The organism is Sphingomonas sp. SphC10, from assembly GCF_057004845.1.
The window spans coordinates 1,234,072-1,249,148 of sequence record NZ_CM168044.1 but is presented as its reverse complement, the minus strand read 5'-3'; the positions used below and the strand labels follow the sequence as shown (position 1 = coordinate 1,249,148).

The window sequence follows — 15,077 nt, the reverse complement described above, 5'->3', positions numbered from 1 at the left end:
CGGCCCGGTGCCGCTTCCTCGAGCGAGCGTGATGCTGGCCGGGGCAGGATGTCCCGCGCAAAAAGGGGTTTGCATCATGGCCTATGTCGCTTTCCAGGAAATCGGTGCCGCACGGATCGCCGTCGATGCCGCCATCGCACAGCAGGGCGCGGCGGCCATCCGTCCGGATGCCCGTCTGTCGGCCCTCGAATGGCAGGTCGTTGCACTCGCCCGCCGCGACCGCCTGTCCAGCCTGCGCGAGCCGACCAAGCTGATCCGCGCGATCGGCAGCATCTTCGGCGAAACCCGCAACCCGCGCTTGGCCGATCCCTCGCTGGAGGCACTGCGCCGGATGGCGGTGTTGAGCTGGCATCATGGCTATAGCGTGCCCTCGCACGAGGTTCGTGCCTTCCTGGCCGCCGGCTATACGCCGGACCAGTATGAGCTGATGGTCGACAGCATCGCGACCGCGCTCAGCGATTCGCGTCGGCTGGCCCGGCCCATGGCGGCCGAGTAAAGATGAGGTGAGGCGGGGGTGCGTCCGTCACCCCTTGCCCTTCCCCGAAACTGACGTACCTTGTGGGGATCAGTGACGGAGAAGACCATGGCGGCCGAACTGCGTCTGAGCGACCCCTTCTCGATCATAACCCTGCCGGTGGTGGGGCCTGACATGGGCAAACCCGGCGGCGAGCGCGCCATGCCATGGGAAAGCCTGTTCGCCTGGCCCCGGCAGGGCGATCTGCAACTCCCCTTTGACGACGGATCGCGGGAATCCCGCGATATCTGGGCGACTCGGCTTGACCATGCGGTGGCGCATGCCGACAAGGCGGTGCTGCTGGTGGCCGAGGGCGCGGCTTGCTTGGCCAGCATCTGGTGGGCGCGACTGTCGCCCAGCCATTACGTGTCCAAGGTCGCGGGGGCGCTGTTCTTCCAGCCGCCCGCCGCCGATTCGCTGGACCGGCAGGGCGGCCAGCTCTTCGCCTCGCCCGAGGCGGCCTTGCCCTTTCCCTCCTTGGTCGTCGACGGTGCCAATCACGGCCCGGCGCTGGCCAGCATCTGCGGCGGTCGCCTGCTGGCCCCGCCGCGCGCCACGCCTGCGCCGACCGGCATGTGGCGTCAGGCTCAGCGGCTGATCGAGCGTTTCTCGGCCGGGGTGGTCGAACAGGATATGCGTGTCTTGCGCACGTTGGGCATTCCCGAACGCTGACATAAAAACGGTCCGGCGGTTTGCGTAACCGCCGGACCAGTCGATCGCCACAGGGAGCTTCCTTTGGCGAGGCAGGAGCGGTGACGAAGCCCGGTAGGGGCCCCATGCCACCGAAGGAAATTTTAGCTCGCGTTCGCGCCGCCCGGCGCCGCTTCATTGTCGAGCAGTACGTCGTTGCCGAACGTCGCATTGCCGTCGACGGGCCCTTCATCATTGGCCAGAAGCTCGTCATTGGCCACGCCGCCATTGTCGAGGGCGGTGCTGTTGGCAGGCTCCGATTTGGAGCACGCGGCGAGCGGGACCGCGCATGCGATCAGAAGCAGCGGAAGGGCATGGCGTCGCAACATCAATTCGGTCCCCTTGGTCGTTTATGCCGTGTATCGCCGCTTATCGGCTCCTCATAGGTAATACATACTAAATCGATGGGATATAACCAGCGCAAATCTTGTCGGCGGGATAGATGGGCTTTCCCGCGATTGGCGGCGGCCCTGCTTGTCACGATTCCGGGCGGCGCATGGGCACAGGCCGTGGCGCGGCTCGACGGGAATGCCGCCCTTGCTCTGGATGCGGCGGAATATGCCAGCCTGTCCGGGCAGACGCCGATGGCGGCCGCGCACGAACTGGCGGTGCAGGAGGCGTCGGTGCCGCTGACCGACTCGCTCAAGGCGGAGTTCGCCGACCGCCTCGCGGGACTGTCGGTTGGCCATGCGCCTTTCCATATCGACATATTGCTGACCGGCGATGCGCCCGTCGCGGACCGGGTCGTGCAGGTGGCGGGAAGTCCGGTGCTCGTTCGCTTCCGGACCGGCGCCTATGCCACACACCGCCAATTGGTCGTCGCGCTCGCGCTTCACCAGACTGAAATCCGCGCCAGCCTGACCCAGCCGCCGGGCATCGGTGTCGATCCCCGGATCGGGGCGCTGGTCGTGATGGTGGCCCGCGCGGATGCCGAGGCAGAGCCGGGCGATGCCCTGCGGGATCGGATCGCCCGGATCGCAGGGGTGCCGGTGCGGATCGCGACGCTGGATGCGCCCGACAGCGACCTGGCCGACGTTCAAGGTGGTGCGCGGCTGACCGGTATCGATCCCGGCAATGGTCGCCGCTATGCCTGCACCAGCGGGTTCGTCGTCCGGCGCGGGAGCGACAGCGCGGTCGTGACGGCCGCCCATTGTCCCGACAATCTGGTCTGGACCGATGCCGAACGGCGCGAGCATCCGCTGCCCTTTCTGGGGCAATGGGGATGGGGCTATCAGGATGTACAGGTGAATGGCAGCCCGGTGTCGTTGTCGCCCGCCTTCTGGAGCGACACGGCCAAGACGATCAGCCGCCGCGTCACGGGGCAGAGGAGCCGCAACCGGACCCGCGCGGGCGACATCGTCTGCCATCGCGGCGAACGGACGGGCTATAGCTGCGCCGAGGTATGGATACCCGACTTCGCCCCCGCCGGGGATTTGTGCGGCGGCGGCTGTACCCCGACCTGGGTCGCGGTGCGGGGGCCGACCTGTCGTAGCGGGGACAGTGGCGGGCCGGTCTTCCTCGGCGGCATGGCTTACGGCATCGTCAAGGGCGGCAGCTATCGCGGCGGCGACGGCAGCTGTGCCTTTTACTATTATATGTCAGTCGATTTCCTGCCCGACGGGTGGTCTCTGGCGACCGGCTGAGGGATCGCATCGCACTGCAGCAGCGTTGGTTTTTCATCGACAGACAGCGATGAAGGCGACGGCATGAAGGCGATGATCCTCGATGCACCTGGCGGGCTGGACCGTCTGCGACTGGTCGACCGCCCCGATCCCGGTGCGCCGGGACCGGGTATGATCCGGGTGCGGCTGCACGCGACGTCACTGAATTATCATGACTATGGTGTCGTGGCGGGCCGCATGCCGACCCAGGACGGGCGTATCCCGATGGCCGATGGCGCGGGCATCGTCGAGGCGGCGGGCGAGGGCGTCCAGGACTTCGTGGCGGGCGATGCGGTCGTCTCCTGCTTCTTTCCCGACTGGCAGGAAGGGCCGCCCCGGATCGGCGACTTCTCGCGCGTGCCGGGCGACGGGATCGACGGCTATGCGTGCGAACTGGTGGTCGCCCCCGCAACAGCCTTTACCCGCGCGCCGACGGGCTACAGCCATACCGAGGCAGCGACCATCACCACGGCCGGACTGACCGCATGGCGGAGTTTGGTCGTCGATGGCGGGTTGAAGCCGGGGGACCGCGTGCTGGTGCTGGGGACCGGCGGCGTGTCGATCTGGGCGCTTCAGATCGCGCGGATGATGGGTGCTCATGTGGTCGTCACCTCGTCCTCCGACGCAAAGCTGGAACGGGCCCGCTCGCTGGGGGCCGCGCATACGATCAATTATCGCACCCATCCCGAATGGGGGAAGCTCGTCCATGACTGGGCGGGTGAGGGTGTCGACCATGTGATCGAGGTCGGCGGACCGGGTACGCTGGCCCAGTCGATCGACGCGGTTCGGATCGGCGGGCATATCGGGTTGATCGGGGTGCTGACCGGCTTTGCAGGGGACGTGCCGACCGCCACCCTGATGAGCAAGCAGGCGCGGTTGCAGGGCCTCATCGTCGGCAGCCGCCGGATGCAGACGGAATTCGTCCGCGCGCTGGACGATGCAGCGTTCCGCCCCGTGGTCGATCGAACCTTCGCCTTGGATGAATTGGCCGATGCATTTCGCTATCAGGAAAGCGGCGACCATTTCGGCAAGATCGCCGTGACCTTCTGATGACGGGGGACAGGACATGACGAGAGCAGGCGTCGATCCCAATTGGCCGCATGTGGTGATCGTCGGCGCGGGATTCGGCGGGCTTGCGGTGGCGCAGCGACTGGCGCGTGCGCCGGTGCGGGTTACGGTGGTCGACCGCAACAACTATCACCTGTTCGTGCCGCTGCTCTATCAGGTGGCGACCGCCGCCCTGTCGCCCGCCGATGTCGCCGAGCCGATCCGCCATGTCCTGGGCCGCTACCCCAATATCCGGGTCGTGCTGGGCGAGGTGACGCAGGTCGATACCGACGCCCGGCACGTGGCCTTGGCCACGGGCGAGACGTTGCAATATGACCGGCTGGTCGTCGCGACGGGATCGACCAGCAGCTATTTCGGCCATGACGAATGGCGCCGCCATGCCCCCGCCTGCAAGTCGATCGAGGAAGCGCGGGTCATCCGCTCGCGCGTGCTGGGCGCGTTCGAGGAAGCGGAACGCGACGGGGCTGCGGATCGCGAGGCGCTGATGACCTTCGTCATCGTCGGCGGCGGGCCGACCGGCGTGGAACTGGCCGGGTCGGTCGCCGAGCTGGCGCGCTATGCTTTGACCTCCGATTTTCGCCGGATCCGGCCGGAGACGGCGAAGATCATATTGATCGAGGGCGGGCCGAGGATATTGGCGGCTTTCCCGGACTCGCTTGCCACCTATGCCGAACGGGCGCTGGCGCGGCTGGGGGTTCAAGTGATGACCGACATGCCGGTCGAAGCTATCACGGCCGAGGGGCTGACCGCCGGCGGACAATTCATCCCGGCTCGTACCGTCCTTTGGGGCGCAGGCGTGGCACCGACGGGGGCCGCCAAGCTGCTCGGCATAGCGCCGGGACCGGGCGGACGCGTGGCGGTGCGGCCGGATTTGAGCGTCGAGGGGCTGGAGAATGTCTATTCGCTGGGCGATGTCGCCGCCTGCCTGGACGAAGACGGCAAGCCCTTGCCCGGCCTGGCCCAGGTCGCGCAGCAACAGGGCGAGTATATGGGCAAGGCGTTACGGGCGCAACTGACGGGCGGCGCAGCGCCCAAGCCCTTCCGCTTCCACAATCGCGGCAATGCGGCGATCATCGGGCGTCACGCCGCGATCTTCGATTTCGGCCGGTTCCGGATGAAGGGCTATCCGGCCTGGATGCTCTGGGCGATCGTCCATGTCGTGCTGCTGGTCAATTTCGCGCAGCGTATCCGCGTCAGCCTGCAATGGCTGTGGCGTTATCTGACCTATCGGCGTGGTGCCCGGATCATCACCACGCCTATTGGCCGCCCGCCCGGCTGACGGGGGTCAGCGGATCAACTGGGCGCGCAGGTCGACCAGCGTCGCGCCGATATGCTCGGTCAGGAAACCGGCCACCCGCGCCTCGTCACGTGCCAGCCAGGCGTCGAGTAACGCATGATGCTCCTCATGCGCGCGGTCCTCGCGACCCGCAGGCTTCAGATGCTGAACGACGTAACGTTCGGCCAGCACCTGCAACCGTTCGATCAGCTGGAAGGTCAGCGCGGCACCCAGCGGGCGAACCAGCGCGAGATGAAAGGCGCGGTTGCGGTGCGCGACCTCGTGCAATGCATCGCGCGCCGCGACGTCCAATGCGGTCAACGCCTCACGCGCCACGGCCTGATCCTCCGCCGTCGCCACACGCGACGCACGCGCCGCCGCATCGGGTTCCAACGCCAGGCGAAGTTCGTAAATCTCCTCCGCCTCGCCAGCGCCCAGCGAGCGGACGAAAAAGCCGCGATTGGCCTGGCTGGTCAGCAGCCCCTCCTGCTCCAGCCGGGCGAGCGCCTCACGCAGCGGGATCTTGCTGACCCCCAGCTCATTGGCCAGCGCGTCCTGTCGGATCGGCTGTTCCTCCGGCAGGTCGCCGCTGATGATCCGCTCGCGAATGATCGTGAAGATCTGCTCCGACAGGGTGCGAACGACAAGGCTCATGGATTCTCTCGTGCCGACAGGCCGGGGAGAAGCCTGTAATTTAGGGGGAAATGTAACGAACAAGCCTTCAGCATAGCCCTGTTCCCCACAGCCTGCCAAGTCCGTGTCATAGACCGGACGGCAGGGCGTCCCGAAGTTCGTTCAGCCAGACCGTTGCCGTGCCGTCCGATGGCGCCCGCCAGTCCCCGCGCGGGGACAGGGCGCCGCCTGCCGAGACCTTGGGACCGTTGGGCAGGGCCGAGCGCTTGAACTGGCTGGTCTGGAAGAAGCGGGTCAGGAATCGCTCCAGCCAGTGCCGGATCGTCGGCAGGTCATAGGCGACGCGCGCGTCCTGCGGCAGGTCCTCGGGCCAGCCGCCCGCTTCCGCATCATGCCATGCGCGCCAGGCGAGGAAGGCGATCTTCGACGGCTTCAGGCCATAGCGGATGACGTAATGCGCAAAGAAGTCGTTGAGCGCATAGGGGCCGATCATCGCCTCGGTGGACTGCATGGCGCCGCTGGCGTCGGCGGGAACCAGCTCGGGCGAAATTTCCTGCGCCAGGATCGCCGCCAGAACCTTGTTCGTCGCCTCGTCATATTGCCCGGTACGGATGCACCAGCGGATCAGGAACTGGATCAGCGTCTTGGGCACGCCCGCATTGACCGCATAATGGCTCATCTGGTCGCCCACGCCATAGGTGCACCATCCCAGCGCCAGCTCCGACAGGTCGCCGGTGCCCAGCACGATGCCGCCGCGCTGATTGGCGAGGCGGAACAGATAATCGGTGCGCAGGCCCGCCTGCACATTCTCGAAGGTCACGTCATGGACCGGCTCGCCCTGCGCAAAGGGGTGCTTCATGTCTTCCAGCAGCTGATGCGCGGCGGGACGGATATCGATTTCCTCTGCCGTTACCCCCAGCGAACGCATCAGCGCCCAGGCATGGGCCTTGGTGCCCGCGCCGGTGGCGAAGCCGGGCATGGTGAAGGCCAGGATACGGTCGCGCGACCAGCCCAACCGATCGGTCGCCTTGGCGGCGACGATCAACGCATGGGTAGAATCGAGCCCACCGGACACGCCGATTACCAGCGTCTTGGCGCGGCTGGCATCGAGCCGCTTGGCCAGCGCCTCGACCTGGATGTTATAGGCTTCGTAGCAGTCGGCATCGCGCCGGGCGGGATCGTCGGGAACGAAGGGAAAGCGGTGAACGGCGCGTCGCAGCCCCCGATCGCTCGCCTCCGCGCCATGGACGAAGCCGATCCGGCGGAAACGCTGTTCGGGATGACCCGCAAAGGCGGCGGCATCGTTGAAGGTGCCGAAGCGCAGGCGCTCCTGCTCGATCCGCTCGACATCGATATCGGCGGTGGTCAGCGCGGGTTCGCGCAGGAAACGCTCGGACTCGGCGATCGTCTCGCCCAGCTCGTGGATCAGGCCCTGGCCGTCCCAGGACAGATCGGTCGTGCTCTCGCCGATGCCCGCCGCCGAATAGACATAGGCGCAGGCCGCGCGGGCCGACTGGGCGGCGGCCAGCATCGCCCGGTCGCGCGCCTTGCCGATGACGATGTTCGACGCCGACAAATTGCAGCAGATCGTCGCCCCGGCCAGTGCGCCCAGTGTCGAGGGCGGGGTGGGGGCCCAGTAATCCTCGCAAATCTCGGCATGGACGACGAAGCCCGGCACATCCTCGGCCGCGAAGATCAGGTCGGTGCCGAAGGGCACGCTCTGGCCATCCAATTCGATGGTCAGGCCAGTCAGCCCCGCGCCGCTCGCGAACCAGCGCTTCTCGTAATATTCGCGGTAGTTGGGCAGGAAGGTCTTCGGCACCACGCCCAAAATCCGCCCGCGTGCGATGACGACGGCGCTATTGTACAGCCGCCCGTTACGGGGCAGCGCGGCACCGACCAGCATGACCGGCGACAGCGCCGCGCTGGCGTCCACCATCTCGCCCAGCGCCGCGAACGTCGCCGCATGCATCGCGCCCTGCAAATGCAGGTCGTCGATCGCGTAGGAGGTCAGCGACAATTCGGGAAAGACGATCAGGTCGACGCCGTCCTCATCCGCCTTGCGCGCCAGATCGAGCATGGCCTGCGCATTGGCATAAGCATCCCCCACCGATGCGGCGGGCGTCGCGGCGGCGACGCGGATCAGGCCATGGGTGTGAAGCGCGTAAAAGGGGTGATCCTGCATCCTCTCGGGATAGCGACGCGGGAAGGGGGGCGCTAGCCTGTGTGGGTTGCCACGGGTTAGGATGTGAGGGTTTCCCCTGGCCTTCGACTTCACTTATCCTGGTGCATTCCGCTAAGCGCCGGACGCTCCCGAAGTTCGAGGCTCTATGACCATCATCCTCTATGGCATCCCCAACTGCGACACGATGAAGAAGGCCCGTGTCTGGCTCGACCAGCACGGCGTCGCCTATCGTTTCCACAACTACAAAGCCGAGGGCATCAACGAAGCCACGCTGCGCCGCTGGGTCGATCAGGTCGGTTGGGAAAAGCTGCTCAACCGCGCGGGCACGACCTTCCGCAAGCTAGACGAGGCCGACCGGCAGGACATCGATGCCGACAAGGCGATCCGGCTGATGCAGGCCCAGCCCTCACTGATCAAGCGGCCGGTGCTCGACCGCGACGGCGCGCTGACGGTCGGGTTCAAGCCCGAGGTCTACGCCGAAATCTTCTGACGGTCCAAGGGGGTGGAGCGCACGGCGCACACGGGTTAGAGGCTTTGGCATGTCCACGACCTACACGCTCGACACCGCGACCAGCCGCGCCAATCCCACGCCTGCGCCGATGAAGCGTCTGACCGTACCTGCCATCCGTCGCCGCAAGGGCGAGACGCCGTTGGTCATGCTGACCGCCTATACGGTGCGCTCGGCGCAGCTGCTCGATCCGCATTGCGACATGCTGCTGGTCGGCGACAGCCTGGGGCAGGTGATCTACGGCCTGCCGTCGACCGTGCCGGTCACGCTTCAGATGATGGCGGCGCATGGTGCTGCCGTGGTGCGGGGCAGCTATCATGCGGTCGTCGTCATCGACCTGCCCTTCGGTAGTTACGAAGCGAGCCCGGAAAAGGCGTTCGAGAATGCCGCCTGGCTGCTCAAGGAAACCGGCGCGGCGGCGGTCAAGCTGGAGGGTGGCGTCGCGATGGCGCCGACCGTGCGCTTCCTGGTCGAGCGCGGCATTCCCGTCATGGGCCATGTCGGCCTGACGCCGCAGGCGGTGAACGTCCTGGGCGGCTATGGCGCGCGCGGCCGCACGCCTGAGGAGGCCGAGAAGATCATCGCCGACGCGGTCGCCGTGGCGGAGGCGGGTGCCTTTTCGGTCGTGATTGAGGGCGTGGTCGAGCCGATCGCCATCGAGATCACCAAGCGTATCGCCTGCCCAACGATCGGTATCGGTGCGTCGGCGGAGTGCGACGGTCAGGTGCTGGTGGGCGAGGACATGCTCGGTCTGTTCGACCGTACCGCCCGCTTCGTCCGCCGTTACGAGACGATGGGCGAGCGGATCGGCGAGGCGGCGCGTGCCTATGCGGAGGATGTGCGCGCCCGCCGCTTCCCCGGGCCGGAGCAGACCTATGCCCCCCGGCAAGCCAACCGCGATGGGGGATAAGCCAAGCCCGCTTCCCACAGGGGCCGCTCCTCGCTAAAGGTCGCGGCTTCTATCTTGCCTTGATCCAGAATAGCGGAGCCCGTCTTGGCCCTAACGCCCCAATCCAGCCAGGCCTTTTTGAGCGAGGTCGACGACGAACTGCGTCGCGAAAGGCTGACGTCTTTCTGGACCCGGTGGGGCCTTATCGTCGGCGCGGCGATCGTCGTCGCGCTCGCGGCGTTCGGCGGCTATCTCTATTGGCAGCACCGCCAGCATCAGGCGGCGGGCGTCGATGGCGAGCAGTTGCAGGCCGCCTATGACGCGCTGGGCCAGAACGACACCAAGACGGCGGGCGAGAAGCTGAAGGCATTGTCCGACACCAATGTCGACGCCTATCGCGCTCTCGCCGAGTTCACCCAGGCGGATATCCTGCTCCAGCGTGACGACATGAAGGGTGCCGCGGCACGCTTCGCCGCCATCGCCAATGATGCCTCGCTCACCCAGCCGTTCCGTGACCTGGCGCTGGTTCGCCAGACCATGGCCGAATATGACACGATGAAGCCCGAGGCGGTCGTCGCGCGACTGGGCAGTATGGCGGTTCCCGGCAACGCCTATTTCGGCAGCGCGGGCGAGATGGTCGCCGTGGCCTATCTGCGCATGAACAAGCGCGACCAGGCAGGCCGTTTGTTCGGCCAGATTGCCAGCGACAAGGATGTGCCCGATACGTTGCGGCAACGTGCGGTTCAGATGGCCGGCGTATTGGGGGTCGACGCGGTCGGCCAGAGTGAGGACACCAAGACCCAATGACGAAGCATTTCCGCACCTCGGCGGCGCTTGCCGCGCTGATGGCGCTGGGCGCCTGCGGGGTATTCAAGAGCGCGCCCAAGAAGACGCCGACCGTGGGCAACCGCGTGCCGATCCTGGTTTCGGAAACGGGGGTCGAGGCGGATAAGACGATCGCCGACGTGCAGGTCCTGCTGCCCGCGCCTGAAGCGAACCCCGAATGGTCGCAGCCTGGCGGCAATGCCGCCAAGTCGATGGGGCAGCTCGCACTGGCGGAACAGCCGCAGCGCCTGTGGAGCGCGACGATCAACGGTGGTTCGGCGCGCGATCCGCTGGGCGCCGCCCCGGTCGTGGCCGAGGGCAAGCTGTTCGTCGTGGATGTCGAGGGTAATCTCGTGGCGATGAACGCCGATACCGGCGCGCGCCTGTGGTCGACCGGGATCACCGAAGGTGATGCGAACCGCCTGGCCCGCTTCGGCGGCGGGGCGAGCTATGACAGCGGCACGGTGTTCGCATCGGACGGTCTGGGCGATGTGATCGCGGCCAGCGCCGCCGACGGCAAGGTGCTGTGGCGTGCCAAGCCCAGCGGCCCGCTGCGCGGATCGCCGACCATCGCCAACGGCAATGTCTATGTTCTGACCCAGGACAATCAGCTTTATGCCATCAACCAGACGGATGGTAAGATCGTCTGGGCCGGGCAGGGCACGCTGGAGACGCAGGGCGTGTACGGCGTCGCGGCTCCATCGGCCAGCCAGGGTACGGTCGTCGCCGGTTTCTCCAGTGGCGAGCTGAACGCCTATCGTTACGAAAACGGCCGTCTGCTGTGGCAGGACGCGCTGTCGCGGACGAGCATTTCCACCTCGGTGTCGACGCTGTCGGATATCGACGCCGCGCCGGTGATCGACCAGGGCCGCGTCTATGCGCTGGGCCAGGGCGGCCGTATGGTCGCGCTGGAACTGTCGACCGGCCAGCGTCTCTGGGAGCAGAATTTCGCCGGGCTTTCGACGCCGTGGATCGCAGGCGAGTGGATCTTCCTCGTCACCGACGATGCGCGTCTGGTCGCGCTGGCACGGTCTAGCGGCAAGGCCCGCTGGATCGCGCAGCTGCAGCGCTTCCACAAGGAAAAGAAGAAGACCGGTGCGATCACCTGGTTCGGCCCGGTGCTGGCGGGCAACCGCCTGATCCTGACCAATTCGGAAGGGCAGATCGTTTACGCCAATCCGGGTGACGGATCGGTCCAGGCGACGGTCGACACAAAGACGCCGTTCGCGTTGCCGCCGATCGTCGCCAATAACGTGCTCTACGTCCTCGACCAGAAGGGTCGGATCGCGGCCTATAAGTGATGCGATTCTGCCCCGTGGGACCATTGTTCCACGGGGCAGTATATTCTTAACGCTATAGGCGTGACGAAAGGCCTGCCTTTCGCTAACGGACGGCGATGGCTAATCTCCCTATCGTCGCGATCGTCGGCCGTCCCAATGTCGGCAAGTCGACGCTGTTCAATCGTCTGGTCGGAAAGAAGCTGGCGCTGGTCGACGACCGGCCCGGCGTGACTCGCGACCGGCGCGAAGGCGACGCGCATCTTCTGGGCCTGGATTTCCGTATCATCGATACGGCCGGTTACGAAGACGAAGACCCCGACACATTGCCGGGCCGGATGCGCCGCCAGACCGAGGCGGCGGTCAGCGAGGCCGATGTCGCGCTGTTCCTGGTGGATGCCCGCGCCGGGGTCATGCCGCTGGACGAGGAGATCGCCCGCTGGCTGCGCAGCTCCGACACCCCGATCGTGCTCGCCGCCAACAAGGCAGAGGGCCGTGCGGCCGAACAGGGCATATTGGAGGCGCTGGCGCTTGGCTTCGGCGATCCGGTCCAACTGTCCGCCGAGCATGGCGAAGGCGTGGGCGATTTGTTCGAAGCGCTGCTTCCCTTTATCGACCGTGAAGTCGAGGAAGAAGAGGAAGTCGATCTCGAAAACCCCTTCGCTCCGCTCAAGCTGGCAATCGTCGGGCGTCCCAATGCGGGCAAGTCGACGCTGATCAACCGTTTCCTGGGTCAGGATCGCCTGATCACTGGACCGGAAGCCGGGATTACGCGCGATTCGATCGCGATCGACTGGGAATGGCACGACCGGAACGGCGAGGTGCGGCAGGTCCGCCTGATCGACACCGCGGGCATGCGGAAAAAGGCCAAGGTGCAGGACAAGCTGGAAAAGCTGTCCGTCGCCGACGCGTTGCGCGCGGTCGATTTCGCCGAGGTCGTGGTGCTTCTGCTCGATGCGACCCTGGGTTTGGAATCGCAGGATTTGCGCATTGCCGACCGTGTGCTGGAAGAGGGGCGTGCCCTGCTGATCGCGCTCAACAAGTGGGACGTCGCGGAAAATCCGTCGTCGCTGTTCAACGGTGTGCGCAAGGCGCTGGAAGACGGGCTCAGCCAGGTCAAGGGCGTCCCGTTGCTGGCGGTGTCGGCCGCGACCGGCAAGGGGCTGGACACGCTGATCGAAGCGGCGTTCGAGACGCGCGCCGCCTGGTCGAAGCGCGTGCCGACCGGCGAGCTCAACCGCTGGTTCGAGCGTGCGGTCGAGGCCAATCCTCCACCCGCGCCGGGCGGCAAGCGGATCAAGCTGCGCTACGTCACCCAGGTGAAGTCGCGTCCGCCGAGCTTCGTGATCTTCGGAACGCGCGTGGACCAGTTGCCCGCCAGCTATGAGCGGTATCTGGTCAATTCGATGCGGCGCGAGCTTGGTTTTGGCGCGGTGCCGGTGCGTCTGACGCTGCGTGCACCGAAGAACCCGTTCGGCAAGAAGGACTGAGGGGCGGCGGGCGCGCCTTTTCCTAATCGCCCTTCAGCCGGAGCCAAGTCGAAGGCCGAGGGCCGACGCCAAGTCCGGGCCATGACCGATATAATTCCCGTGGCCTTCGACTTCGCTCAGGCTGAACGGGTTGGGTGGACAATTTTCCGGAAACAGGGGCGGGCCATCAAACCCGCCCCGCATTCTCAGCCCTGAAGGTGCGGCGCCGCGCCCGACTTGGGCGTGTCGTTCTCCGCCATGGCGTTCAGCTGGATATAGTTCTGGATGCCCATGCGCGCGATCATCTCGAACTGGCGCTCCAGCGTGTCGACATGCTCTTCCTCGCTCGCCAGGATGCGCTGGAACAGGTCACGGCTGACATAGTCGCGGACTTCCTCGCAATAGGCGATGGCTTCCTTGAGCTGGGCAACGGCCTCGACCTCGATGGCCAGATCGCCCTTGAGCACTTCCTCGACGGTCTCACCGATGCGCAGGCGGCCCAGCAGCTGGAAATTGGGCAGCCCGTCCAGGAACAGGATACGCTCGGCCAGCCAGTCGGCGTGGCGCATCTCGTCGATCGATTCGTGATATTCGAACTGGGCGAGCTTGTAGACGCCCCAATGGTCGAGCAGCCGGTAATGCAGGAAATACTGGTTGATCGCGGTCAGCTCGTTCTTGAGCGCCTCGTTCAAATACTCGATGACCTTCGGATCGCCCTTAACTGCCATGGATCTCGCCTTTCGTGAATGTGTTTGGCGGCACCTTAGAAGACCATGGGCGACCCCGACAAGGCCGATTTCATAAGTAAAAATGCGTCGCGCTTTCATCTTGGGCGAAAGCTGCTAGGGGCAACATAAGTTATCGAAAATGAGGTTAACGGTGTCGGTGAGTGCGGCGGAGCAGCTGGCCCTTGTCATGGAACATGTCCGGCACGGTATCGTGATCTATGATCGGGACGAGCGAATTCTCCTGATCAATCAGTATGTCAGCCGCATCTTCGGCCTGTCGGACAGTGCCGTGACCGCAGGATCGAGCCTGGCGGATTATCTGCACCATGTCGGCAATGCGGTGGGTTGGTCAGATGTCCGAAAGGCGGCGATCCTCGACAATCATCGGCAATGGGCCCGCGAGGGGGTGCGGCGCCAGTTCGATCATCATTTCGATGACGGTCATGTGCTGGAGATCACCTATCACCCGCAACCCGATCTTGGGGCGGTGCTGACCTTTGTCGACGTGACGCATGAGCGCGATCTGACGCGCGTGATTCGGCGACGCAATGACCTGAACCGCGAGACCGTGGCCATGCTGGAACGGGTCGGCCGGATATCGGCCAATACCCGGCTGGTCGCGCTGAATGCGAGTATCGAGGCCGCACGGCTCGGTGCCCAGGGGCGCGGTTTCGCGGTCGTCGCCGAAGAGGTGCGCAACCTTTCGGTCGAGACGTCGGATGTGCTGGTGGAGATCAGCCGGATCAACGCGGCGTCGCTCGAACTTGCCGAAGACAAGGATCGGTAACGGGGAAGATCGATGCGGGAAGTTGGTGGGCCCGGCAGGACTCGAACCCGCAACCTAGCCGTTATGAGCGGCCAGCTCTAACCGTTGAGCTACAGGCCCCACCGCGAATGTCGTTAGCGTGATGCGGCCGGACTTCGCAAGCGTCGTGCGACAACTTTGCACAGGAAATCGGGCAAAGAAAAAGGGCGCTTCCGCATGGGAAGCGCCCTTTTCCGACATAGCAGTCGGCGCTTCGGACCCGAAGGTCCGAGGCGACTATTACTGCATGTTGTCCGCCTTGGCGTCGGCAGCGTCACGGACGTTGTCGGCAGCGGCGTTCATGTTGTCGGCAGCGTTCTCGAGGGTCGCGGCAGCAGCAGCGTTCGAGGTGTTGTCCGCAGCGGCATCCATGTTGTCAGCCGACATTTCCATGTTGTCAGCCAGCATGTCCGCGTTGTTCTCAACAGCGGCAGCTTCCGGCGACTTGTTGCAGGCGGCGACGGACATCAGGCCGGCGGCAGCGAGAACGAAAGCGATCTTCTTCATTCGAATGCTCCCAAGCAAAGCAAAAATCGCGGCCGGCCCGAA

The 15,077-nt window shown here is 65.6% G+C and carries 16 protein-coding genes and 1 tRNA gene; 11 read left to right on the top strand and 6 right to left on the bottom strand.

The window, feature by feature from the left end:
• Positions 1–76 precede the first annotated feature (76 nt).
• On the top strand, positions 77–496 hold the full coding sequence (locus ACWKSV_RS05535; protein ID WP_056437302.1) for a hypothetical protein: 420 nt from the start codon (positions 77–79) through the stop codon (positions 494–496).
• A 72-nt stretch (positions 497–568) separates the two neighbouring features.
• The gene (locus ACWKSV_RS05530) at positions 569–1,186 is read left to right on the top strand and encodes an alpha/beta hydrolase (protein WP_191864501.1); all 618 of its coding nucleotides are present in this window, start codon (positions 569–571) and stop codon (positions 1,184–1,186) included.
• Between the two features lie 122 nt (positions 1,187–1,308).
• Here the strand turns inward: ACWKSV_RS05530 and ACWKSV_RS05525 are convergent, their stop codons facing one another.
• Positions 1,309–1,533: a hypothetical protein gene (locus tag ACWKSV_RS05525; RefSeq protein WP_076716443.1), complete on the bottom strand. Its 225-nt coding sequence runs from the start codon at positions 1,531–1,533 to the stop codon at positions 1,309–1,311.
• A gap of 180 nt (positions 1,534–1,713) precedes the next feature.
• Between ACWKSV_RS05525 and ACWKSV_RS05520 the strand changes: the two genes are divergently transcribed.
• The 3 genes from ACWKSV_RS05520 (at position 1,714) to ACWKSV_RS05510 (ending at position 5,212) form a co-directional block, all read left to right on the top strand.
• On the top strand, positions 1,714–2,847 hold the full coding sequence (locus ACWKSV_RS05520; protein WP_237243366.1) for a chymotrypsin family serine protease: 1,134 nt from the start codon (positions 1,714–1,716) through the stop codon (positions 2,845–2,847).
• Between the two features lie 63 nt (positions 2,848–2,910).
• Entirely contained in the window at positions 2,911–3,915 is a 1,005-nt protein-coding gene (locus ACWKSV_RS05515; RefSeq protein WP_076716442.1) for a zinc-dependent alcohol dehydrogenase family protein, read from the top strand.
• A 16-nt stretch (positions 3,916–3,931) separates the two neighbouring features.
• The gene (locus tag ACWKSV_RS05510) at positions 3,932–5,212 is read left to right on the top strand and encodes an NAD(P)/FAD-dependent oxidoreductase (RefSeq protein WP_076716440.1); all 1,281 of its coding nucleotides are present in this window, start codon (positions 3,932–3,934) and stop codon (positions 5,210–5,212) included.
• 6 nt (positions 5,213–5,218) lie between these two features.
• Here the strand turns inward: ACWKSV_RS05510 and ACWKSV_RS05505 are convergent, their stop codons facing one another.
• On the bottom strand, positions 5,219–5,863 hold the full coding sequence (locus ACWKSV_RS05505) for a GntR family transcriptional regulator (RefSeq protein WP_076716439.1): 645 nt from the start codon (positions 5,861–5,863) through the stop codon (positions 5,219–5,221).
• A gap of 106 nt (positions 5,864–5,969) precedes the next feature.
• Positions 5,970–8,027 carry an NAD(+) synthase gene (locus ACWKSV_RS05500; protein WP_076716437.1) on the bottom strand — a complete coding sequence of 686 codons (2,058 nt, stop codon included), beginning with the start codon at positions 8,025–8,027 and terminating at the stop codon, positions 5,970–5,972.
• A 145-nt stretch (positions 8,028–8,172) separates the two neighbouring features.
• Between ACWKSV_RS05500 and ACWKSV_RS05495 the strand changes: the two genes are divergently transcribed.
• The 5 genes from ACWKSV_RS05495 to der all read left to right on the top strand — a co-directional run bounded on the left by ACWKSV_RS05495 (position 8,173) and on the right by der (position 13,016).
• Entirely contained in the window at positions 8,173–8,517 is a 345-nt protein-coding gene (locus tag ACWKSV_RS05495) for an ArsC family reductase (RefSeq protein WP_076716436.1), read from the top strand.
• Between the two features lie 49 nt (positions 8,518–8,566).
• Positions 8,567–9,445 carry a 3-methyl-2-oxobutanoate hydroxymethyltransferase gene (gene panB, locus ACWKSV_RS05490; RefSeq protein ID WP_076716434.1) on the top strand — a complete coding sequence of 293 codons (879 nt, stop codon included), beginning with the start codon at positions 8,567–8,569 and terminating at the stop codon, positions 9,443–9,445.
• A gap of 84 nt (positions 9,446–9,529) precedes the next feature.
• On the top strand, positions 9,530–10,231 hold the full coding sequence (locus ACWKSV_RS05485) for a tetratricopeptide repeat protein (RefSeq protein ID WP_076716432.1): 702 nt from the start codon (positions 9,530–9,532) through the stop codon (positions 10,229–10,231).
• Complete coding sequence (locus tag ACWKSV_RS05480) at positions 10,228–11,550, top strand: outer membrane protein assembly factor BamB family protein (protein WP_056437274.1); 1,323 nt, start codon at positions 10,228–10,230, stop codon at positions 11,548–11,550. The genes ACWKSV_RS05485 and ACWKSV_RS05480 overlap by 4 nt, the downstream gene beginning before the upstream one ends.
• Positions 11,551–11,645: 95 nt before the next feature.
• Entirely contained in the window at positions 11,646–13,016 is a 1,371-nt protein-coding gene (gene der / locus ACWKSV_RS05475; protein WP_056437271.1) for a ribosome biogenesis GTPase Der, read from the top strand.
• A 185-nt stretch (positions 13,017–13,201) separates the two neighbouring features.
• On the opposite strand, the gene bfr is transcribed toward der, so the two are convergent.
• A complete protein-coding gene (gene bfr, locus ACWKSV_RS05470) occupies positions 13,202–13,723 on the bottom strand; it encodes a bacterioferritin (protein ID WP_056437268.1) in 522 nt (173 codons plus the stop codon).
• A 139-nt stretch (positions 13,724–13,862) separates the two neighbouring features.
• Here bfr and ACWKSV_RS05465 point away from each other — a divergent pair, with 139 nt between their 5' ends.
• Entirely contained in the window at positions 13,863–14,510 is a 648-nt protein-coding gene (locus ACWKSV_RS05465; protein ID WP_076716431.1) for a PAS-domain containing protein, read from the top strand.
• A 23-nt stretch (positions 14,511–14,533) separates the two neighbouring features.
• Here the strand turns inward: ACWKSV_RS05465 and ACWKSV_RS05460 are convergent.
• Together ACWKSV_RS05460 and ACWKSV_RS05455 are read right to left on the bottom strand one after the other, a co-directional pair.
• A tRNA-Ile gene (locus tag ACWKSV_RS05460) sits at positions 14,534–14,609 on the bottom strand.
• A gap of 159 nt (positions 14,610–14,768) precedes the next feature.
• Complete coding sequence (locus ACWKSV_RS05455; protein ID WP_056434835.1) at positions 14,769–15,035, bottom strand: hypothetical protein; 267 nt, start codon at positions 15,033–15,035, stop codon at positions 14,769–14,771.
• Positions 15,036–15,077: the final 42 nt, after the last annotated feature.